Origin of the sequence: Paenibacillus sp. FSL R7-277, from assembly GCF_000517965.1 — a bacterium.
GTDB lineage: Bacteria > Bacillota > Bacilli > Paenibacillales > Paenibacillaceae > Paenibacillus_AQ > Paenibacillus_AQ silagei.
In genome coordinates this window covers 132,619-153,726 of the sequence record NZ_ASPX01000002.1, presented here as the reverse complement: position 1 = coordinate 153,726, position 21,108 = coordinate 132,619, and the positions used below count along the sequence as shown (strand labels likewise).

Genomic DNA, 21,108 nt, shown 5'->3' with positions numbered 1-21,108 from the left:
CCTGAAATCTGCGTTACATAGAAAGAAGACCCCCTCAGTAATAAAGCTTACTTCGGAGGCCGTTAAGGTCAAACCAAAATTTTATTCCGCAGACCCGAATTGAATCCAGGCCTTCTGAATTTCATCCATCGCCTGATCCTTCGTCTTGCTGCCGCCGATATAAGCCTGCATCAGCTCACCGAATTTCTGGTGGAACGTATCCAGAGAGTAGTTCACCGACAGATCGCCGGATTTCTCCGTCTTCAGAATTTCTTCCATTTCCTTAGGCATCTGCAGGTCAGGCATCGGAGCATCCTTGATTGGAGGAATAACCTTGGCTACGTTAGAGAACCAGCTCTTCCCGTAGTCGGAAGTATACAGCCAGTTGAAGAATTCAATCGTCTCTGCCGCTACTGCAGAATCCTTGTTGATCCGCAGTGCCTGATCGGCACCGGTGATAATCTGGGACTGCTCCGGTTTGTCACTGACAGGATACCCGGCGATGCCGAGGTCAAAGTCAGGGGTGATTTTCTTAATCGCTTCTTCATCCCACGCGCCTTTACCGGTCATGAAGGCTGTTTTGCCCAACGCGAAATCACTGACCTCAGCATTGCTGTCGCGTTCAAGCGGCTTGTCTGTGCCATGCTTAACGGTTGTGTCAATGAAGCTGAAGAAGTTGTCGCTCAGCACCGGATGATCCTTGAAGGTCGTCTTCCCGGCGATGAAGTCCGCTACGAGCGTCTTGGCGTCGGTTCCGGCATCGGTCGCTGCGGCATCTACGAAGTGCTGGAAGATATGCTTCCATACCCACCACTCTTTGTAGGCGTTGGCGAAGGGGGTGATGCCCTTGGCTTCAAGCTTGGTGATTGCATCGTCCATTTCAGCAGTTGTCTTAGGCACTTCAGTGATGCCGGCATCGGCCAGCAGCTTTTTGTTGTACATCAGGACGAACAGGTTACCCTTCACCGGCAGTCCGAGGACTTTGCCATCTGTAGAGCTCATGTTGGAGCGGACTGCATCCGTCATCGCTGCGGCCAGCGGTTCATTGGTAAGATCGGCACTGTATTCGGCAAAAGTATCGATATCCCCGCCCGCCGTGGTCTGGAACACATCCGGTGTGCTGCCGGCGGCAATTTTGGATTTCAGCACCGTATTGTAGTCTGCCTGCATGATTTCCAGATTGATCGTAACATTCGGCTTAACCTTCTTGTATTCCGCAATATAAGCATTGAAGGCATCCGTGTATTCGGGAGAGGCGGTGAACATATTAATCGTGACGGGCTTGGCGGAATCCGTAGGTGTATTGCCTGCCCCGGCCGTTCCACCTGTGTTGTTAGCGGTATTATTGGTGCTATTTCCGCCGCAGCCGGCCAGCAGTCCGCCCACCAGCAGCAGACTCGCAGATAATGCCATGAATCGTTTTAACATGATGTTGCCCCCTTTTTCCTTATGCATCTTGTGGTCTTGCTCATCATTCTAAATAAAAAGAAAAAGGATAAGAATGTACATAAGTGAACTGATGAGGGTAAAAAAGTGTCCATGTAACCGTTTCACTTTTCTACCCCTGGCAGCTGCAGCCGGAACTCTGAAGGGGAGCAATCATAGTAATTGCGGAAAGCCTTGCTGAAATAGTTCTTGTCCTTGTATCCCAGCATTTCAGAGATATCCTGAATTTTGAGGGCAGGGTCGCGTAGCAATGCTTTAGCCTTGTCCATCCTTACCTTTTGCACATACTCGTGAATGCCGTAGCCGTATTGTCCCTTGAACAGCTTCATCAGATACTCTCTGCTCAGGAAATATTGTTCCGTGAACATCGATATTTTAATATCCTCGAAATAATGGTTATCAATATACGCCTTGATGTTCTCCAGCACGCTGCTGCGGTCTCCGGCCACTGTCCGGCTGATCTCGCCCGCATAACGGTCGAAGATATCATTAAGCACGCCCGCAAACTGCTCAAAGGAGGAGAAGTCGCTGAGGATGCCCAGAGGTGCCAGGCTGCTGTCCTTCCCGCTGCGGATCTGCGGCGGCATGGCACCCAGCTGGGCAGCAATCTCGCCCAGCAGCAAGAGAAAGCCCTGCAGGGTCCGGTCCGCTTCACCAAGAGTAAAACCTTCCGTCTCCTGGCATTTGCGGATGAATTCGCTGAGGATGCTGCGGGCATGGTTCACATTCCCGCCCTCCAGCGCGCTGCGAATCTGCGGCATCCGCCCGGTCAGGGAGGGAATATCCTTCGCTACGGGATTCATCACGATGCCCTGCACAATCAGACTGCCCCTCAGGCTGAGCAGGTCGATCGTATCTAGTGATGCTTTGGCCTGCTCATAAGAAGCAGCAATGCTGAGCGACTCACTGCAAGGCTCCCCGATTCCGCCTGCACAGATGATCCCGAACAGTTCCTTCAGAGTAGAGGCTGCTTTCTTCATATGGTGCAGCGACAGGAAGGCCGCATCCGCTTCATAACCGCCCTTCATGGTGAAGATGGCAATGAATTCGCGTTCCCCCTTGGGGCTGGCGAAGCTGAATGACTCGAACTGCCCGTCCGTGTTCTCGTTCATTACATTCGTTACGGCGAAATGCAGCAGATCCCGGTCCCCATGGAATCTTTCCTTACGCACCTTCTCCAGATTCAGCATCCGCAGAAGGCCGACAGCGAAGTGGCTGGCCGCCCCGTCCGCCCCGATCAGCGGGAGAAAAGCCTCATTGGACTGGGTCTTGAAGCTCCGGTCAATGATGGACAGATACATCTTCTCCTTCAGCTTCGGCAGCGACATATTGAGTGTAATATTGCGGCTTATGAACTCGCTCTCCCGCTTCTGCTTGGCCTCCAGCACCCCCACCGCCTTGCGCAGTGCATGGTTAAGATCTGTGCGGTTCACCGGCTTCAGCAGGTAATCCACCACCTTCGAGCGGATGGCCTGGCGCGTATACTCGAAATCATTATAGCCGCTGATCACAATCAGCAGCAGGTCCGGGAATTCCTGCTCGGCAATCTGCAGCAGCTCGGCTCCGCTCAGCTCCGGCATTTTCATATCGACCAGCACCAGATCGAACCGCTCACGGCGCAGCAGCTCAAGCCCCGCCTTACCGTCTGTCGCCTCCCGCACCTCGCTGACACCGAGACCCTCCCAATCCCCCAGGATATGAATCGCTTCGCGCAGCGGCTCCTCATCATCAATAATCAGCACTCTATACATGTTGTCCTACTCCTCCCCGCGGCAGCCGCATATCCATTCGTGTTCCCTGCTCCGTGCTATGAATGACCAGACCCGACTCCTCTCCATACAAAAGCTTCAGCCGGGTATTCAGATTCTTCAGCCCGATACTCTCCATACCGTCCTCTTCGGCCGTGTCCGCTACGCGGTCCTCCCACTGCATCTGAAGGGAGCTGAGCACCTGCTCCAGCCGTTCTCCGCTGATGCCCGGCCCATCGTCCAGCACAGAGATGACGCTGTGTGTGCCGGTGATACGCGCCTCAATGGTGATGGTAACCATACTCGATACCTTTTCCAGCGCATGCTTGATACAGTTCTCCACCAGGGTCTGGATCGACAGCTTGGGAATCCGCAGCTCCATCAGGCTCTCATCCCAGGCGTATACCACCTGCATCCGGTTCCCGAACCGCGCCTTCTGCAGCGCCAGATACCGTTCAATATGCCGCAGCTCCTCCCTTGCCTGCACGACATCCTTGCCGCTAATGCAGTATCGCAGGGTCAGGGCCAGGTTGTCCACCATCTCGACAATATCGTCGTTGTTGTTCTTGAGTGCCTTGGTAGAGATCGCCTGGAGCGCATTGTACAGGAAATGGGGATTAATTTCAGCCTCCAGGGCTTTAAGGACGGCGTTCTTTTCAACAATTTTCATTTTATAGCGTTCATTGATCAGCTCATTCGTCTTCTCGACCATCTTGTTGAAATGGCGCGACAGGTAGGCGATCTCATCCTTGCCTGCAACCGCAGCCTGCGCATCGAAGCTCCCGGTACTGAACCGCTGCATTTGGAGCGACAAATTCTTCAGCGGATGGGTAATCCGGTTCGAGGTGAAGCTGACCAGCACCACAGAGACGATCAGGAACAGCAGGCCAATCGCCACACTTAACGTACGCGTCGTTGTAGCTGCTTCATAGATTTGGGTGTAGGGAATCGGCTTGACGAGCTTCCAGCCTTCCTTTTGGCTGATATCGTAGATTACCAGGTACTTCTGCCCCTTATCAGACCAGGTTACGCGCCCCTTCTGCTCCGGTGTCAGCAGCTTCGCCAGTCCCGCCTCCCTGCTCTCCCGGTAGAATTCCTTATCATCCACCTTGAAGGGCTCGCCGTCCGGGCTGATATACATCAGATGCTCTCCGCTGCTGAACGGGATATCCCGCATAATCTCATCGGTCACGGAGGAGTTCAAATATAGCGATAATACCGCCTGCGGCTCGCGTGAGACAATGGAGCGGATCAGCCGGTGGTAGCCCATGAACACCTTATTATGGTTGACGGGGTAATCGGCGCTGTTCACGCTGGCCGGCTGCTCCTCCACGAACGACTGATAGGAACGGTTATACGGACTCTTAAGCGCCCGCTTATACCACGGCAGGTCATCAATAGGCGGGTGCTCGGATACCCGGACGGTGATGTTATAGTTCTCCTTAGTGACATAATAATACTTCTGCTCCTTGATTACATAGAGATAGGCAGCCTCCAGATCATTGCGCGAAAAATACAGATTCCGCAGATAATCCTCCACGTACATCCGGGAGCTGTAGTCTTCCGATTCATGCAAAAGCGCATAATTGAACTCATCGTAGGAGATTTGCGGCAGAGACAATTGCTCAATCCCGCTCAGATAACTCTCCAGATTCCGTCCGACCAGGAGCAGGTTGTTGCTAGTACTGGCAATGCTGTTATCGACCGATTCCCGCTGCAGCATGCTATAGGATATGTAGGTGAGTGAACTGACCACCAGGATGATGATAATCGTAAACAACAGAATCAGCTTGTTAGCCAGGCGGCGGGACACCCGCGCCAGTAAAGGCTCGATCAGCTTAACCCACACTTTTCTCATGATGCTCTCCGCTCTCCCCGCTGCCGGTTTTGGGGACTTTTCCGGCCTCCGCAGTCCGTTCACCTTTTTACCCTTAACTGTACTCTTAAATCCATTTTTGACGATACGGGTCTACTCTATAATACACAATATAGACTAACCGGAATGGTTAAGTGTGGCAAGCCAGGCCTACTACTCCCACCCTATAACTCAAGAAGAGGTGCATCCATGTTAAAAACACTCGGCAAAAGATGGCGCGAGAAATTCGAATTCGGAATCTTCACTCTCCCGGTTCTGATCTGTATCGCTGTAGCCTTCTATATTCCGTTCGCCATGACCATCCGCTATTCAATGACCAAGTGGAACGGGATCTCCAAGCACCCCAAGTTCGTCGGGCTGGATAATTTCAAGCAGATCTTCTCCGGCGATACCAACTTCTCGGATGCTGCCTGGTTCACGATTAAATACGCGGTGCTCTACATTATCATAGTCAACGTGCTGGCGATTCTGCTGGCCGTGCTGCTGGACATGAAGCTGAGAAGCACCTCCTGGCTGAGAGCGGCCTTCTTCATCCCTTATATCCTCAGCCTTGTGATTGTCGGCTTCATCTGGAAATTCATCTTCATGCAGGGCTTCAACTCGCTGGGCGAGAGCACCGGCTGGGCAATCTTCGATCTAAGCTGGCTCGGGACACCGGGACTGGCCTTCATCTCCATCCTGGGCGTATCCATCTGGCAGTCCATCGGGTTCTATCTGGTTATCTACATTGCCGGTCTGCAATCTGTGCCTGAGGATCTCAAGGAAGCCGCTACAGTAGACGGTGCCGGACCGCTGAGACGATTCTTTAGCATTACGCTGCCGCTGCTTGCCCCATCAATCACGATCTCTGTGTTCATGGCGCTCACCAATTCAATCAAGGTATTCGATGTCATCCTGTCGCTGACCGGCGGCGGTCCCGGCGGAACTACCTACAGTATTGCTTATGATATCTACAGGGATACGTTCCAGAACAATCTGTACGGCTACGGCACGGCGAAAGCGCTTATCCTGTTCCTGGCTGTGCTTGTCGTGACGATCATCCAGCTGACAGTCTTCAAACGGAGAGAGGTAGAGGCCTAATGAAAACAAACCACAACAAGGCGGGCAAGATCATACTGGAAATTGTCCTGGTCCTCTTGTCTCTGCTGTTCCTGTATCCACTGTTCCTGACAATCATTAACTCGTTAAAAAGCTTCGGCGAGGTCATGACCGATGTCATCGCCCTCCCGCAGAAGCTGACCTTCAGCAACTATGCCTATGTCTGGGAGTTCATCAACTATCCGCGTCTGTTCCTGAACAACTTCATCATTACGGGTGTCGGCCTGCTCGGTATCGTATTCATCTCCTCCATCGCCGCCTATAAGCTGGCCCGGACCAAGACCAGATGGAGCGGTGTCCTGTATTTCCTGTGCATTATGCCGATGCTGATCCCGTTCCAGTCGATCATGCTGACGGTCCTCCAGACCGCCAAGAACCTCAATCTGTCGGAGAGCACCTGGGGACTGGGTCTCCTGTATTGGGGCTTCGGCGCTCCGCTGGCGGTGTTCATCTATCACGGCTTCGTGAAGGGTATCCCGACAGAGATTGACGAGAGTGCGACGATTGACGGCGCTTCCGGCTTCCGCCTGTTCTTCAGCGTGATCTTCCCGCTGCTGAAATCGGTCACCACGACCATCGTCATCATTGATGTCATGTGGATCTGGAATGACTTCCTGCTCCCGCTGCTGATGGTCAACGGTTCACCGGAGACGAAGACGTTAACGCTGGCCGCTTACACCTTCGTGGGCCAGTATACCTCGGACTGGCAGTATGCCATGACCGCTATGGTAATGGCGGTGCTTCCATCGATCGTAGTCTTCATCTTCCTGCAGAAATACATTGTGAAGGGCGTTGTCGCGGGGGCGGTTAAGGGCTGATCCTGTTCTCACTATGCAAAGAGGCGTCCCCATAAGCCGTGTAACGGCTACATGGGACGCCTTTTCTTTTTGTCACGGGATATACTAATGAGCCTGCAGCCATTCATTCTTGATTTCCGGCGGCAGCTCAAGCCCCAGCTCATTTTTACAAGCCGCTTCAAACTGCTCATACCGTCTGTCGATATTCTCTAATGCGCCGCGTCCTCTATACATGCTAATCAGGAGGCGGTTCATTTCCTCCTCCAACGGATACAGCGACAAGTATTGCTCAAGACGTAATTCCGCTGCTGCTCCATTTCCAGCCGTGAGCTCAGCCGCCGCCAATTCCCGGACCATTGCTGTATATTGCTTGAAGAAGGCTTCCTCTAACGGGATCTTCCATAAGTAATTCTTGCCCTCCAGCAGCGGCCCCTGATACAGCGAACAGAGCTCTTCGGCTTGCTCTGTGGTCAGTCTGCCCTCACTGTGAACCTGCTGCAGTTGATGATACTGCAGGAGATCATATTGTTTATTTGCCGTATCCAGCCTGTAACCGTCATTAAGCTTCTGTATGCTCATCGGAATTTTGTTCTCTTTCAGGACCTTTTTTAACAGGTACAGGGTATTATGCAGATTGGATAATCCCCGCTCTCCCTTCGCATCCTGCCACAACAAATCAATGAGCTTCCACTTGCTGATATACCGTCCAGGGTGGCAGAGAAGATAAGCGAACAATTCCTCGGTCCGGCGGGTTCGGAAGTGGACTGGGAGTCCCTCCGGATTAAGGACTTCAAATTCACCGAAGCAGCGGACGGAGAAGCTAGACTTGACGGTCTGTGCGGGAATGTGGGTTGTCCGGTGCTTGAACAGCCGCCCGGTGACCCGCTGAATCGCTTGCGGCGTGACAGGCTTGAGAATATAATCAAGTGCACTTACTTCGAATGCTTCAAGCGCATAATCCTTATAAGCCGTAGTGAACACTATCTCCGCCTGACCCAGCTGTTCATGGATGTGCACTGCAAGCTGCAGCCCGTTCATCCTCGGCATCTCCACATCAATGAACACGATATCCGGCTGCAGCTCCTGCAGATTCGCCAAGGCCTCTACCGGATTCGTAAAAGCTCCTACAATGCTGTAATTGCTATTTTGGCCAACCAGCACCTTCATTAAATCCAGAATTGGCCGTTCATCCTCAACAATCATCGCCCGAAACATGGAAGACCCCTCCTTCACGCAGAATCATATTTACTCCTACTCCTCAGAAGCCCCTTGCCCGGAGCCGCCGCCGCTGAGCGGCAGATAGATCGTTACCTTCGTACCGCTGTCTGCTTCAGAATGAATGCTTAAGCTGGCTCCCGGAATCATATCCAGACGCTTGCGGATATTCTGAATACCAATGCTTCCTTGCAGCTCTCCCTGACTATTCAATGTATATAACAGATCAGCGGGAATGCCGACACCGTCATCTTCGACTAAGATCTTCATGTATCCGTCACCAGCCTGAATCCTTAAGGCAACCTTGCCTTGCCCCTCCTTCTCGAACAGTCCATGACGGATGGCATTCTCAATAAACGGCTGGATGCAGAGGGACGGGATATTCACTGCCTTCAGGGAATCATCCACCTGGCTGCTATAGTCGAACCTCTCCCCGAAGCGGGCTTGTTCAATTTCCACATAGGCTTGAATCAGCTCCAGCTCCCGGTACAACGGAATGACAAGTGTGGAGCGGTCCATATCCAGAATAAAGCGCATATATTGGCTGAGCATGGTTAACAGATAAGCTGCCTTGACGCCATCGGTATAACAGAATGAGATAATACTGCTCATCGCATTATACAGGAAATGCGGTTTGATCTGGGCTTGATGGAACGCATGCTCATGCCGGATCGCTTCCTGGATCGACAATTTCATGGCCAGCAGGTTATGAATCCGGGCCATCAGCGTCTCGCTCTCAAAGGGCTTGGTCACGAAATCATTCGCCCCGGCCCGGAAGCCCAGCGCAATATCGGAAGGTGCATCCTTGACTGTGGCGAACAGAATCGGCAGATCAAGTATAGAATGACGGCTGCGCAGTGATTGGCATAATTCTATCCCCGATGTACCCGGCATCATGATATCCAGAATGACAAGATCCACTTGCTGATATTCCTGAAGTTTGGTCAATGCTTCCTTGGCGGAGAAGGCTACCAGCACATTATAATCATGACGACGGAGAATATTCAGCAGGGTATGGATGTTGGAGGCCTCATCGTCTACAATCAGAATGGTCTGCCCTTCCCGGTCCAGTACATCAAGCACCGTATAATCAACATCGGCATGCAGCGCGTAAGGTTCGGATACGGCAGCCTGCTGATATTCGGGAATAGGGTCTACTAGGGGCAGCGTAAATACCATACGGGTTCCCTTGCCCTTCTGGGACCAATCCACCCGAATCACACCGCCCATACGCTCCACCAGCTTCCTGCTGATATACAGCCCTACCCCCATTCCGGTATATCCGTCCTGCGGCAGCAGCCTGTCCACCTGCTCAAAATATTCAAAGATCGCCGCATGGTTCTCTTCGGATATCCCTGTTCCGGTGTCCTCCACTTCAATGAAGACCTCACTCCCGGCTACTCTTGCTGTAATCTGAATCGATCCCTGACGGGTATGCTTAATCGCGTTATGAACCAGGTTATACATCACCTGCCGCAGTCTGCTCTCATCCGCGAGTACCCATGTATCGGCCTCCACCTGGTTGAGCAGCTGCACCTCTTTGCCCGCCAGCTCGAACCGGAGAATATCATATACAATTTGGACAGCCACTCTTAGATCAACAGCGGTCTGGTGTAATCGCAGCTCTCCGTGCCTCAACCGGCTGACATCGATCAGATCCTGGATCAGCATCGACAGCTTCGTGGATGTATCCTTAATCAGCCACAGATTCTGCTTCTGGCCTGCATGCAAATTCTCTTCCTGATTCTCCAGTAAAAAAGAGGTCATATTCATTATTCCATGGAGCGGTGTCTTAATCTCATGAGAGGTGTTCATCAGGAATTCATCCTTCAACTGGTTCGCTGTCCATAGCTTACGGGATAGAATCTCTGTTTTGGCATACGCATTCGAGAACCTTACGGCCAGCAGGATATTAATGAGCACAATAAATGCAATAACTCCGCATCTTCCTGTAAAATTGCTCTGCACAATATTCTCGGAATAAAGGCCGTCATTCATCAGATAGATCATCAGCGCAGTGGCTCCGCCAATGAACAGCATCAGCTCCGCACGGTCTGCCACCTGACTCTGCCTGCGGATATACAAATAGACCATTCTCGCTACAATGCCGAGCATAACGATCCAGAGATAGAATATAAAGAAATATTTCACTCGAATATGCACCGCATATGGCAAAAGCACAACCATAACAAGATAGGCCATAAACGGGGTAAGAATCAGCTTCAGCCTGCGCAGCGACATCAGGTGCGACTCTACGGTACAAAAGAACACAATAATCAGTATCGCGTTAAGAAAGTGGCTGACATCCAGCAGCTTATACGAAAAATCAAAGGGGACGGACGGCAGGAGACGCTGAAACATCTTTTCCCCGTATAAGGAGTTCTGCAAGGCCAGAAACAATAAGAAAAATCCGCTAAGCAAATACTCCTTCTCTTGGCGGCCAATAAAATAGAAGCTGAGGTGATAGGCACCGAACATGGCCAAGATCAAAATGATTCCGATATCCGCACCGATCTGTATCATGTTGCGCCGGGTGATGTCCTCTTGTGCTCCAAGCGTGAGGGAGTTCACAATTCCTCCGGTGACAAAATTATAGTTAGAGACTTGGATCACAATCTCGAGCCTGCGGGCATCCGGATGAAAAAATATCGAATACGGTGTGTTTCCGGGTTGAAACGCGCCTTTGTCCGTGGAAGGAAGCCCGCTGGCCCCCTCCTCCTGTCCACCAATAAACAGACGGTGGGCCATGCGGATGCTTCTTATTTTCAAGCCGAGTATTTCATCGGTATCCTTCAATAATACCTGCAAACGGTAGGTGCCTGAACCCCTGCTGCTCATCCCGCCAGCGGGATTCTTGCCGCGCCAGGTACCGGGAACCTTCAAATAGGCAGGCGGAGAATCATACCGGCCTTGCCGGAAATCCTCAGGGCTCAGCAGCTCATCCTGGTAAAACTCCCACTCACCATCCAAATTCACGACTCCCTGCTGCTCAAGATTCCATGAGGACAGATCCAGTACTCCCTTCTCCACGCTTACCTCATTTTGAGGAGGCCGGGTCAGTGAGAAGATCATGAAGATCAAAGAAAAGATAATACAGAAGAATATGCCAATTCCCGCAAGTCTGCGGATATTTACCTTTCTCACAAACAGCCTCCCGTTCAATCATCGATGTTCTCATTCTAACTTAATGCACTTATAAAAATCTCACAAAATACTTAAACAGAAAAAAAGCACCATCCAGCGGAGCTTCCTGGACAGTGCTTCCTTCTTGCATTATCTTGTTAGTCCGATCCGGTACACCTTTGTTGCGGTCACACTATGGAACACGGCAACGGCTTCGCCCTCGAACACCTTCTCCACAGCCATGGCGGCGTCGTCGGCCAGCTTAACAGCACCTGTCCGGCGAGGTGTCGTTTCCAGAACGATCTCGCCCCGGCGCAGCACCTCCCGGAACCGCGACAGGCCGATTTCCCACGGCAAGCCGTTATAGAAATGGTCGTGGAACAGTTGCCCGGCTGCGAAGGCATAGCCTACATTTCCGGTATAGTCGATGCTCAGCAGTACTTCTTCCGTGCTCTCCAGGACATCCTCAGGCAACTGGAGGACAACCTTGTGTTCCTGAATCCGGCGCATCGTAACGGCGACTTCCTTCTGCGGTACCTGTACCTCATAAGCCTGGAACCAGCCATCCTGTCGTCCGCTGACCGTTGCATCCGCCTGTGCGGTATTCCACTGCGTTGCCGCCTCAGTTCCGCCCGTGTATTCACGGAATGTGAATGCATGATGCCCCTGGCTGATGAATTCCAATCCGCCCGGGGTCTGAACCGGAGGAACCGGTGAGAAGATGATGCGGCTGCGGCCGTCCTCCTCAAGCTCCCACAGAGCCGCAGCTTCACGAGCGCTCATGGCATAGATACGGACTTCTCTGGCTCCGTCCCGCCGGATCACAATCATGGAAGATTGGCCGTGCGGAATCAGTATATTGTAGCCGCTATTCTCTGCTACGTCCCCGGTCTCCGCGCTCACCTCCAGAATACCGGCATCCGCGTCAATCTGGAACTCAGCGTCTATGCCCTCGGGCATAGAGAAGAAGTAGGTGGCTGCTTCCTCCGTTTCAATAGCCGTAACAGGCTGGGCTGTGGCAGCCTTAAGATTAAGACCATCCAGCGCGAAGTTGAACGGCAGCAGGAAGGAAGCCTTGGGCTCAACCGTCAGCTTGCTCCGCTGCGGGAAGCTTAGCGTCTCCTCCCCCAGTTCTACCGCAAACACAACCTCCTCGTGCGTATCCATCTCCACATGGTCCTGATAATTATTGACGAACAGGAACCCGGACTTGCCATCCGTGCGGACTGCATAACGCAGCGTATGCGCATCCTCCGGCGTAACTGCTTCTGCCCCTTCAGGAAGCACAGTTGCCATTGGTGCAAGCCGGTCTGCGAACCGGCGCAGGAAATAATGAAGCGGACGAAGCAGGTGATTCGACTCACGGATCTGGCCGAATTCACCAATTGGCGCCTGGAAGTCATAGGTCAGCTTCGGCGTAGTACTCTCATTCAGGTATCCCGTTCTTCCCACCGGATTGGTTCCGCCATGGAACATATAATACCCGATGAAGTTGCAGCCTCCGGCAAGCTTCATTAAGGTCATGGCGATGACACTTTCCGGCTCAACCTGGAATCGGGACAGATACCAGGTCTGCATCCCGCCGCCCATCTCACAGCAAGCGAACGGGTATTTCGTCCGCGCATACGGCGGATTGAATTCGCCGCCCGGCGCCTTGTCATCATGGAAATTCACGAATACGTATTCCGGCGTCGGCTTCTGAACCTGATTCGGGTCACTGATGCTCCACGGAGTATAGGCATACCCTCCGTAGAGCGGAAGCACCTCATCCTCCAGGAACGGCGCCTCGCCCCAGCCGGTGCTGGTATAGATCGGAGCGATCAGACCGGAATCCACTGCATACTGCTTAAGCAGACGCATATGCTCAGATCCCGCTTCACCGCTCGCTCCACCGCTGAGATATTCGTCACCCTGCTTGGCGGTCTCTTCCCAGAGAGCGGCCGCAGCATTCAGCTCATTCTCCAGCTGAATCCCGATCACCGGGCCGCCATCCTTGAACATCTGTCCATCGGCCTGATTGCCGATCTCCTTGAACAGACGGTTCACATACTTCAGGTAGCCCTCGTCATTGGAGCGTACATCGAATTCCCGGCCGAACAGCCAGTCCGGCAGTCCGCCGTTGCGGACCTCGCCATGACAGAATGGACCGACACGCAGAATGACGTATAGGCCATTATCCCGGCACAGCTCCACGAATCTCCGGAGATTGCGGTTGCCTGCCCATTCGAACGCTCCTTCCACCTCTTCATGATGATTCCAGAAGATATAGGTCGCCACCACGTTGATGCCGGACAGCTTCATCTTGGCGATTTCGCTCTCCCAGTCCGCTTCGGGATACCGTGAATAATGGAATTCCCCGCAGATGGCGAAGTAGGGCTTACCGTTAAGCTCCATATAATAATTCGTGAAGCGGATCTCGTCTCCTGCGGGATTCCTCCCGCCCAGCCGCAGTGTGGACGGGTAGATTTTTTTGGGAGACACCCCAGCCTGTATCGTATATTTCATGAGAATTGCTCCTTTGCCATGTTGTATGATCCGTGTACAACCTATACCTATAATTTCATAAAAACTGCCCCAAAGCTATTGCTTTGGAGCAGCCCGTAAGCTTATTCTGTTATTTCTGCGCTGCGAGGAACGCATCGATCTGTGTCTGCATTTCAGTCTGCACCTTATCCAGACCTGCTGATTTCAGCTGCTTGATCAGGTCTGCCTGGCCTTTCGCCAGATCTTCGATCAAGCCATATTCAAGCGGAATCGCATAACGCAGCATCACGTTGCCGATATTAGCCACTTCGTTCTTCACTGGCGTAGTGTCGAAGACGAAGGTTTCCAGCGGGAAGTGATAGATGCTGGACTGCCAAGTGTTGAACATATCGTCCGCTTCCTTAGGATACGCTGCATCCTGACGGTTCAGCGGGGAGTTCCAGCCCCAGTTCGAGAAGCCTGTGTAGTTAGCGGCAGCAGGACCGGCGGTGAACTTCTTGTCGCCTTCCGGATTGTAGTTGCTTCCGGCGATACCGTACATAGTCAAGTCGTGAATTTCCTTGTCATTCTGCAGTAAATCCAGCAGCATCAGTGCGCGCTCAGGATTCTTGGAGGTTGCATGCACGGACATCCCGTTCTGCGTTGAGATCGCAGCAATTTTCTTTTTGTCCGGGGTAAGGTCAGCAATGCCCAGCTCTACATCCGGTTTGTCACGGCGCATTTCAGCCAGGTTAGCAGCTACAGTACCCAGATTGTGCGCATAAGAGGATACTTTGCCTGCTTTCACATCCTGCCATACATCGTTTTTGTTGCTGACTACGTTCTTGGACCACGCGCCGTTATCGGCCAGGTCTTTGTAATATTGAAGCAGGGAAGTGAATTCCGGTGTGTCATAGATATTGAAGACTTTACCGGAAGCATCGTCCAGCTTGTAGGCCAGCGGCAGCAGGCTGGCATCTACCAGGTTGAAGTTGTTGTTCTGCTCCAGCAGCGTCTGATCCAGCTCATGGAATTTCCAGCCGTCTGCAGGCTTGGCACCGAATGCGGTGATGCCTTTCTCATCTTTGGCAATGGCCTTCAGGTAAGTCGCGTACGATTCAGGACTGTTGATTTCCGGCAAGTTATGCTTTTTGCGCAGATCCTCACGGTACAGCACCACTTTGTCGGTTACTTCAACATTGTTGTTAGGAACCATATAGAGCTTGCCGTCCACCTTGGCTTGCTGCCAGTTCACTTTCGGCATCGCTTCCCAGGTCTGTGGCATGTATTTGGTCAGCATATCATCCGTTAGCTCCAGGAATCCGCCTTTCAGCGCCTGATCGTTATAGAAGGCCCAGTTCGCTGTATATACGAGATCGAAGTCTTCATTCGCTGCGAATTTCAGCGGGTATTTCTGGGTCCAGTCAGACCAGTCGAGGAATTCGGTTTCTACGGTAGCATTGATTTTTTCCTTGAGCTTGGTGTTCAGCTCTCCGAAGACCTTGTCATAATCCCCGGGCTGTGGCCCGAGCAGAATCATTTTGAGCTTCACTTCCTTGGAGGTGTCCGGAGCACCGGAATTTGTTGCTCCTTCCGATGTCGCCGGAGCCTTCGTAGCCTCCGCTCCTGTATTACCATTATTATTGCCGCCGCAGGCACTGAGGACCGTTCCAAGCGCCAGAATCGTTGCAAGCGTAACTGTCAGTTTCTTTTTCTTGTTCATCATGACCTGTATTTCCCCCTTAAATAATAGTTGCTTTAAGTCTTATATTGATAACCAGGTTGCCCTGTAATCATCCTTTGACTGCACCAATCGTTAGTCCTGTTACAAAATACTTCTGGATGAACGGATACGCCAGCAGGATAGGCCCTGTAGCCACAATCGTCATGGCCATCTTCAGACTTTCGGTTGGCAGGTCTGTGTTGACCACCGCACCGGAAGCCATCATCGCCTTACGCATTCCATCCATATTGCCTAACATTTTGTAGAGATAATACTGCAGCGGCATCAGCTCCGACTTGGAGATGAAGAGCAAGGCGTTATACCAGTCATTCCAGTAGGCCAAGGCAATGAAGAGGCCAATGGTCGCCAGGGCGGGCTTGGACAACGGCACGATCAGCTGCATGAAGATCCGGAAATCGCCGGCTCCGTCAATTTTGGCGGATTCTGTAATCGCATCCGGGATGCTGCTCATGAAGGACTTCATGACAATAATATAGAAGACGTTCATCATCATCGGCAGAATCAGTACCAGAAGCGTATCCTTCAGATGCAGATAGTTAATGATCATCAGATACCATGGAACCAGACCGCCGCTGAACAATGTAGTGAAGAAGAAGAAGAAGGAGAAGCGGCTGCGCCATTTGAAATCTCTCCGGGACAGCACGTAGGCTGTCATTGACGTCAGGAACAATCCGACGATAGTACCGATGGCCGTAACGGAGATCGTCACGCCATAGGCTCTGAGCATCTCAGCCGGATACTTAAACAGCAGGCTGTAGGCTTCCGTCGAGAAGGCGGTTGGGAAGATCTGGAACCCTTTCTCGATAATCGCGCTCTCTTCACTCAGAGAGGAAGAGATGACCAGAATGAACGGGAAGATACAGAATATGGCCAGTACCGTTAGGGTTACGTATCCGATGATGGATAGCACCATCTTGTCCCGGTTAGCAGGCTTTCTGCGTACTTCCGGTGATTTAATATTTGCAGTGGTTGAACTCATTGGGCATTACCTCCTTGTCCTAGAATAGAGCGCGATCCTTGTCGTATCGGCGTACTGCATAGTTGGCCAGCATGATGGTTGCGAAGCCGAGCAGGGATTGGTAGAAGCCGGCTGCCGCAGACATCCCGATTTCATTGGATGTGGTCAGCGAGCGGAAGACGAAGGTGTCGATTACGTCTGTGGATGAGAACAGCAGGCCGTTGTTGCCGACCATATTGTAGAACATCCCGAAGTCTCCGCGGAAGATATTACCGATCGCCAGCAGCACCAGAATGATGACAGTCGGCATCAGGTTCGGAATCGTAATTTTCATAATCCGCTGGAAAATATTCGCGCCGTCAATTTCGGCGGCTTCGTACATCTCGGTGTCTATGCTGGTGATGGCGGCCAGATACATGATCGTTCCGTAGCCCAGTGTCTTCCAGGCGGAGACAATGACCAGGATAAACGGCCAGTAGGCTGCCGTATTATAGATATCCACCGGCTGCATACCGAGTCCCTTCAGCAATACGTTAACGGTACCTACATCGAAGTTGAACAGGTTGTACGCAATGGCTCCAACTACAACCCAGGAAATGAAATAAGGCAGGAACAATACCGTTTGGGTCAGCTTGCGGAACCATTTGCCCGCTACCTCGAACAGCAGGATCGCTGCGAAGATCTGAAGCCCGTTGTTCACAACGATGAATGCGATGTTATATAACGCTGTATTTCGGGTTACGCGCCAGGCGTCACCGGAATCAATGAAGAATTTGAAGTTATCCAGTCCGTTCCACGGACTGCCGAATACCCCGCCAGTATAATCAAATTGCTTGAATGCCAGCACTATGCCCGACATGGGCAGATAAGCAAATAGCAGAAAGAACAATACTGCCGGTGTCAGCATAAGAAGCAAGGATCTGTATTTCTTGACGTCATCCCAGAATCCGTGTTGTTTCTGTTTCATCTTGAATCCCCTTTCCCATTCCCATTTCTCTATAGCCTTATTATAAATAAGCGTCCTTCCGGTGTGGATTAGGGCTATCAACTAAAAGTAATACTTTTTCAACGATCCGTTTAAATATATACTTTCCAAAAAAACAAAAAACGTTGCCTCTGATTTGGAAATCAGGACTGGCAACGTTTGGTAATCATCAGCTTAGATTTTCTGCTTCTTGCGGTATTCCCCCGGCGTCATGCCGGTGATCTGCTTGAACTGCCGGTTGAAATAGATAATATTCTTATAGCCCATCCGTTCGGCTATCTCATAGATCTTAAGCGTCGGATCACTGAGCAGCTCGAACACTCTGCCTGTCTTTCGTTCGTTAACATACTCGCTGAAGGGAACCCCATACTCTTCCTTGAACAGGAAGCCCAGATAATTCGGGGTGAAGTCGAAGTGGGCGGCTACCTCCTTCAGCGTGATTTTCTTCTCCAGATTCTCCTCCACATAATTCATAATCTCGTCGATCAGCTTGCGCTTCTGCCGCTGCCGCTTCACATACAGCAGCTCCGACAGCTCAAAGAATCTCCGTCTCATCCACGACAAGATATCGTGAATCGTCTCGAACTGGAACAGGATGTCCGGCTGATGAGACTCCCACTGGAGCAGCTCATACAGATTCTCATTCTGCTGCTGCAGGTCCGCATGCAGCTTGGAGGTGATCCGGATAATCAGCTCATAGACATCCTTCTTGCCCGCATTCGTGAACAGCTCCAGCAGATGATCGTCAATCGCCACCAGATCGTACTGGATGATAGCCTCCAGCAGCTGCACAACGGTCTGTTCAATCCTTGCCCCCGGCGTCCCGCGCGGGGAGGACTCCAGATTATCGCGGATCAGCCGGTTCTTGCCCAGCAGCCACTTCGCACTGAGTGCAGCCGTTGCCTGCTGATAGGATTCATGCAGCCCCGCCTCATCCTGGGCGTAACGCCCGACCCCGATGGTTAAGGTGCAGGGTGAGCTCCCGGCCATCTGCTTAATCAGCTCATCCAGCAGACTGAGGAAGCTGTCTTGCGGAAGGCTGCACAGAATGACGAACCGGTGATGATGGACAGGAATCAGCGTTCCCAGCTGGGTGCTCTCTACGAACGCTCTGATCAGTCCGGCCATCTGCCGCGTCTTGACCCGCGCATCCTCCTCGGACAGGTCGCGCATTTTCCATTCCAGATCATCAATCTCAATAATCGCTGCAGCCGCCCCCTTCATGAGCAGCGGATTCAGGGCACTGCGCAGATGCTGCTCCGCCGGCTCAGGCGATGCATCCTCGAACCAGCGCAGAATCAGCTCCTTATTCACCAGGGACAGCGCTTCGGTAAATGAACGGTTCTTCTCCCGTTCCTGCTCCAGAGCGGCAGACAGGGATTCGAGCATGTCGTAGAGATCCTTGTCTTCCACAGGCTTCAATAAATAACCGGAGGCATTGATCTCAATCGCTTCCTTGGCATAGCTGAAATCCTCATGGCCGCTGATGAAGACAATTTTGACCTTTGGATGGATGACCTTCGCCCGGCGTGCGAATTCCGTTCCCGTCATAATGGGCATCCGTATATCGGACAGGATGATATCCACCCGCTCCTGCTCCATAATCTTAAGCGCATTGAAGCCGCTGTTCGCCGTTCCTACCACTGCAAGATCCAGCGGGCTGGCCAGTACTCTGCGCCGCAGCCATTCCAGATCAATCGCTTCATCGTCAACCAGCAATACATTGATACTCATCGCAATCTTGTCCTCCTGTAGGTGTAACTGACCCTAAGTCTTACAGCTCCTCATCACCCTGAAGTCCGGCGGGAAGCAGCAGCCGCACGGTTGTCCCGCCTCCGTAGAAGCTGGCAATGCTCACCCCGTAAGCATCGCCGTATCTGAGCTTGATCCGCTCATCCACATTTTTCACACCGTAACCGCCTGACTGGCTCGGCCCCTGCATCATACGCTTAACCACTTCAGGACGCATGCCAATCCCGTTATCGATTACCTTGAGCTCAATATTGTCCCCCACCCGCTTGCCGGTCAGCCGGATGGCGATGGTCTCACCGAACCAGGCGTGCTTGAATATATTCTCGACAAAAGGCTGAAGCAGCAGCTTAATCACCTGCATGTGCAGAATCTCCTCGTCCACATCCACGTGCAGCGTGAAGGCATCCGCATATTTGACCCGCTGGATCTCCAAGTAAGTAGCCACCTGGTCCAGCTCCTTCTCCAGTTCAATATAGACATTGCCTTGATTGAGCGTCAGCCGGTAGAACCGGGACAACCCCTGGACCATCTCCGTGACCTTGCCGATCTCGCCCAGATTGGCCAAGCTGCTGATGGTAGAGAGTGTATTATATAGAAAATGCGGATTGATCTGTGCCTGCAGGGCCTCCAGCTCCGCCTGCTTCTTCTGAATTCCCTGCACATACACGCTGTTGATCAGCCCCTGGATGTTGGAGGCCATATCATTGAAGGAATCAGCGATCTGCACGAATTCATCATTGCCGGAGAAGCGGATGCGCTTCTGGAAGTTCCCGTCCTGGAAGGAGCGCACCAGGCCTACGATCCGGCTCATTTTGCGTCCCGATATCCGTGCCACCACATACCCGATCAGGGTCATAACCAGGAAGCTCAGACTGCAGACTGCGATAATCACACGGCGCAGGCGTCCGGCATCCTGAGTGAGATATTTATGCGGAACCATCGCTTCAATAATGAAGTTACTGCCCGGAATCTGCTCCTGCAGCCTGAGGAAGCTCCCCTCCCCGCTGCTATTATTGGCGGGACCCCGCTGGAACAGAACGTCCCCGGTGGTCTCCTCCACCAGCCGCAGCGTAATTCCTTCCTCCAGCGGGAAGGTGTCGAAGCCGCCGAACAGGTCCTCCAGCGATACCGTAATCCGTACATAACCGATCAGTGATTTGTAATCACTGAAGTTGACGAGTCTGCGTACATGCGAGAGGTTGCCCAGCTTCTGGTCCGTATCAATCTGCAGCCACAAATTATCACGCTTGGAATCCTTCAGCGAGCGATACCATGGACTGCCTGTAATATCGTCCAGCGGCAGAATGTAGTAATCACTGGTAATGATCGGCTCATCCAGATTATCCCCGGACACAATGTTCAGATCTGGGTTCGGGGTGTAGAGCATGAAGCGGATCTTGTTCCCGAACAGCTGCAGCGGCGCGGTAATCTGGGGGATAATCTCGTCAAGCATCGTCAGATAGATCTCAAACGGCGTCCCCTTCAGCTCAAGCGCACGCTGGAACGGCTGGCTGCCGAACAGATTGTCCGACATCCGCTGTATTTCATCCATCTGATAGCGGATATTGTTCCTCGACTGCTCCATACCTGTGCGGATGTTGGACTCGGCCATCTCTGTCCTGGAATCGGTCAGCATGGAATAGGAGATATAGCCGATGAACACATCTGTAAGCAGAACCAGCAGCAGATAAGGAATCATCATTTTATAGGTGAAAGGCATGTACTTCTTAAGCTTGGGCATCATTCACTGGACATCCTCTGCATGGAATTCGTTACAGCTATTCTATAGAACTAATATTCATATTGTAGAGCAGATTCACTCCGCGCTGTTAGCACAATGCTAAGAATGAATAGCACAAAATGAAGAATACCGGGGAAACGCAAAACAGCCCAGGGAGGATTAGGAAGCAGCTCCCCGGGCTAT

Annotated in this window: 13 protein-coding genes; 2 read left to right on the top strand and 11 right to left on the bottom strand. The window is 52.1% G+C overall.

All coding sequences use genetic code 11. The features are described from left to right. Positions 1–81 precede the first annotated feature (81 nt). The 3 genes from C173_RS01130 to C173_RS01120 all read right to left on the bottom strand — a co-directional run bounded on the left by C173_RS01130 (position 82) and on the right by C173_RS01120 (position 5,031). Complete coding sequence (locus C173_RS01130; protein ID WP_036721520.1) at positions 82–1,407, bottom strand: ABC transporter substrate-binding protein; 1,326 nt, start codon at positions 1,405–1,407, stop codon at positions 82–84. A 122-nt stretch (positions 1,408–1,529) separates the two neighbouring features. Beyond that, entirely contained in the window at positions 1,530–3,176 is a 1,647-nt protein-coding gene (locus C173_RS01125) for a response regulator transcription factor (RefSeq protein ID WP_036721516.1), read from the bottom strand. After that, the gene (locus C173_RS01120) at positions 3,169–5,031 is read right to left on the bottom strand and encodes a cache domain-containing sensor histidine kinase (RefSeq protein WP_051477737.1); all 1,863 of its coding nucleotides are present in this window, start codon (positions 5,029–5,031) and stop codon (positions 3,169–3,171) included. The genes C173_RS01125 and C173_RS01120 overlap by 8 nt, the downstream gene beginning before the upstream one ends. A 207-nt stretch (positions 5,032–5,238) precedes the next feature. Here C173_RS01120 and C173_RS01115 point away from each other — a divergent pair, with 207 nt between their 5' ends. Continuing rightward, a complete protein-coding gene (locus C173_RS01115; RefSeq protein WP_036721513.1) occupies positions 5,239–6,129 on the top strand; it encodes a carbohydrate ABC transporter permease in 891 nt (296 codons plus the stop codon). Then, the gene (locus C173_RS01110; protein ID WP_036721510.1) at positions 6,129–6,965 is read left to right on the top strand and encodes a carbohydrate ABC transporter permease; all 837 of its coding nucleotides are present in this window, start codon (positions 6,129–6,131) and stop codon (positions 6,963–6,965) included. Before C173_RS01115 ends, C173_RS01110 begins: the two co-directional genes overlap by 1 nt. Positions 6,966–7,049: 84 nt before the next feature. On the opposite strand, the gene C173_RS01105 is transcribed toward C173_RS01110, so the two are convergent. From C173_RS01105 to C173_RS01070, 8 genes are all read right to left on the bottom strand, one after another. After that, complete coding sequence (locus C173_RS01105) at positions 7,050–8,159, bottom strand: response regulator (RefSeq protein ID WP_036721508.1); 1,110 nt, start codon at positions 8,157–8,159, stop codon at positions 7,050–7,052. Between the two features lie 36 nt (positions 8,160–8,195). Then, the gene (locus tag C173_RS01100; protein WP_235191720.1) at positions 8,196–11,303 is read right to left on the bottom strand and encodes an ATP-binding protein; all 3,108 of its coding nucleotides are present in this window, start codon (positions 11,301–11,303) and stop codon (positions 8,196–8,198) included. A 129-nt stretch (positions 11,304–11,432) separates the two neighbouring features. Then, positions 11,433–13,787, bottom strand: a complete 2,355-nt coding sequence (locus C173_RS01095; protein WP_036721504.1) for a beta-galactosidase — start codon at positions 13,785–13,787, stop codon at positions 11,433–11,435. A gap of 109 nt (positions 13,788–13,896) precedes the next feature. After that, the gene (locus C173_RS01090; protein WP_200869496.1) at positions 13,897–15,471 is read right to left on the bottom strand and encodes a DUF3502 domain-containing protein; all 1,575 of its coding nucleotides are present in this window, start codon (positions 15,469–15,471) and stop codon (positions 13,897–13,899) included. A 67-nt stretch (positions 15,472–15,538) separates the two neighbouring features. Continuing rightward, positions 15,539–16,468, bottom strand: a complete 930-nt coding sequence (locus C173_RS01085; protein ID WP_036721501.1) for a carbohydrate ABC transporter permease — start codon at positions 16,466–16,468, stop codon at positions 15,539–15,541. Positions 16,469–16,487: 19 nt separating this feature from the next. After that, the gene (locus C173_RS01080) at positions 16,488–17,414 is read right to left on the bottom strand and encodes an ABC transporter permease (RefSeq protein WP_036721498.1); all 927 of its coding nucleotides are present in this window, start codon (positions 17,412–17,414) and stop codon (positions 16,488–16,490) included. A 192-nt stretch (positions 17,415–17,606) separates the two neighbouring features. Continuing rightward, the gene (locus C173_RS01075) at positions 17,607–19,166 is read right to left on the bottom strand and encodes a response regulator (RefSeq protein WP_036721496.1); all 1,560 of its coding nucleotides are present in this window, start codon (positions 19,164–19,166) and stop codon (positions 17,607–17,609) included. 40 nt (positions 19,167–19,206) lie between these two features. Continuing rightward, positions 19,207–20,928: a sensor histidine kinase gene (locus C173_RS01070; RefSeq protein ID WP_036721494.1), complete on the bottom strand. Its 1,722-nt coding sequence runs from the start codon at positions 20,926–20,928 to the stop codon at positions 19,207–19,209. Positions 20,929–21,108: the final 180 nt, after the last annotated feature.

What these genes read in the sequence shown, in the direction of transcription:
- C173_RS01080 (WP_036721498.1), bottom strand. Translation starts at nt 17,414, where the DNA reads ATGAAACAGAAACAACACGGATTCTGGGATGACGTCAAGAAATACAGA.
- C173_RS01120 (WP_051477737.1), bottom strand. Translation starts at nt 5,031, where the DNA reads ATGAGAAAAGTGTGGGTTAAGCTGATCGAGCCTTTACTGGCGCGGGTG.
- C173_RS01075 (WP_036721496.1), bottom strand. Translation starts at nt 19,166, where the DNA reads ATGAGTATCAATGTATTGCTGGTTGACGATGAAGCGATTGATCTGGAA.
- C173_RS01105 (WP_036721508.1), bottom strand. Translation starts at nt 8,159, where the DNA reads ATGTTTCGGGCGATGATTGTTGAGGATGAACGGCCAATTCTGGATTTA.
- C173_RS01130 (WP_036721520.1), bottom strand. Translation starts at nt 1,407, where the DNA reads ATGTTAAAACGATTCATGGCATTATCTGCGAGTCTGCTGCTGGTGGGC.
- C173_RS01085 (WP_036721501.1), bottom strand. Translation starts at nt 16,468, where the DNA reads ATGAGTTCAACCACTGCAAATATTAAATCACCGGAAGTACGCAGAAAG.
- C173_RS01095 (WP_036721504.1), bottom strand. Translation starts at nt 13,787, where the DNA reads ATGAAATATACGATACAGGCTGGGGTGTCTCCCAAAAAAATCTACCCG.
- C173_RS01115 (WP_036721513.1), top strand. Translation starts at nt 5,239, where the DNA reads ATGTTAAAAACACTCGGCAAAAGATGGCGCGAGAAATTCGAATTCGGA.
- C173_RS01070 (WP_036721494.1), bottom strand. Translation starts at nt 20,928, where the DNA reads ATGATGCCCAAGCTTAAGAAGTACATGCCTTTCACCTATAAAATGATG.
- C173_RS01125 (WP_036721516.1), bottom strand. Translation starts at nt 3,176, where the DNA reads ATGTATAGAGTGCTGATTATTGATGATGAGGAGCCGCTGCGCGAAGCG.
- C173_RS01090 (WP_200869496.1), bottom strand. Translation starts at nt 15,471, where the DNA reads ATGATGAACAAGAAAAAGAAACTGACAGTTACGCTTGCAACGATTCTG.
- C173_RS01110 (WP_036721510.1), top strand. Translation starts at nt 6,129, where the DNA reads ATGAAAACAAACCACAACAAGGCGGGCAAGATCATACTGGAAATTGTC.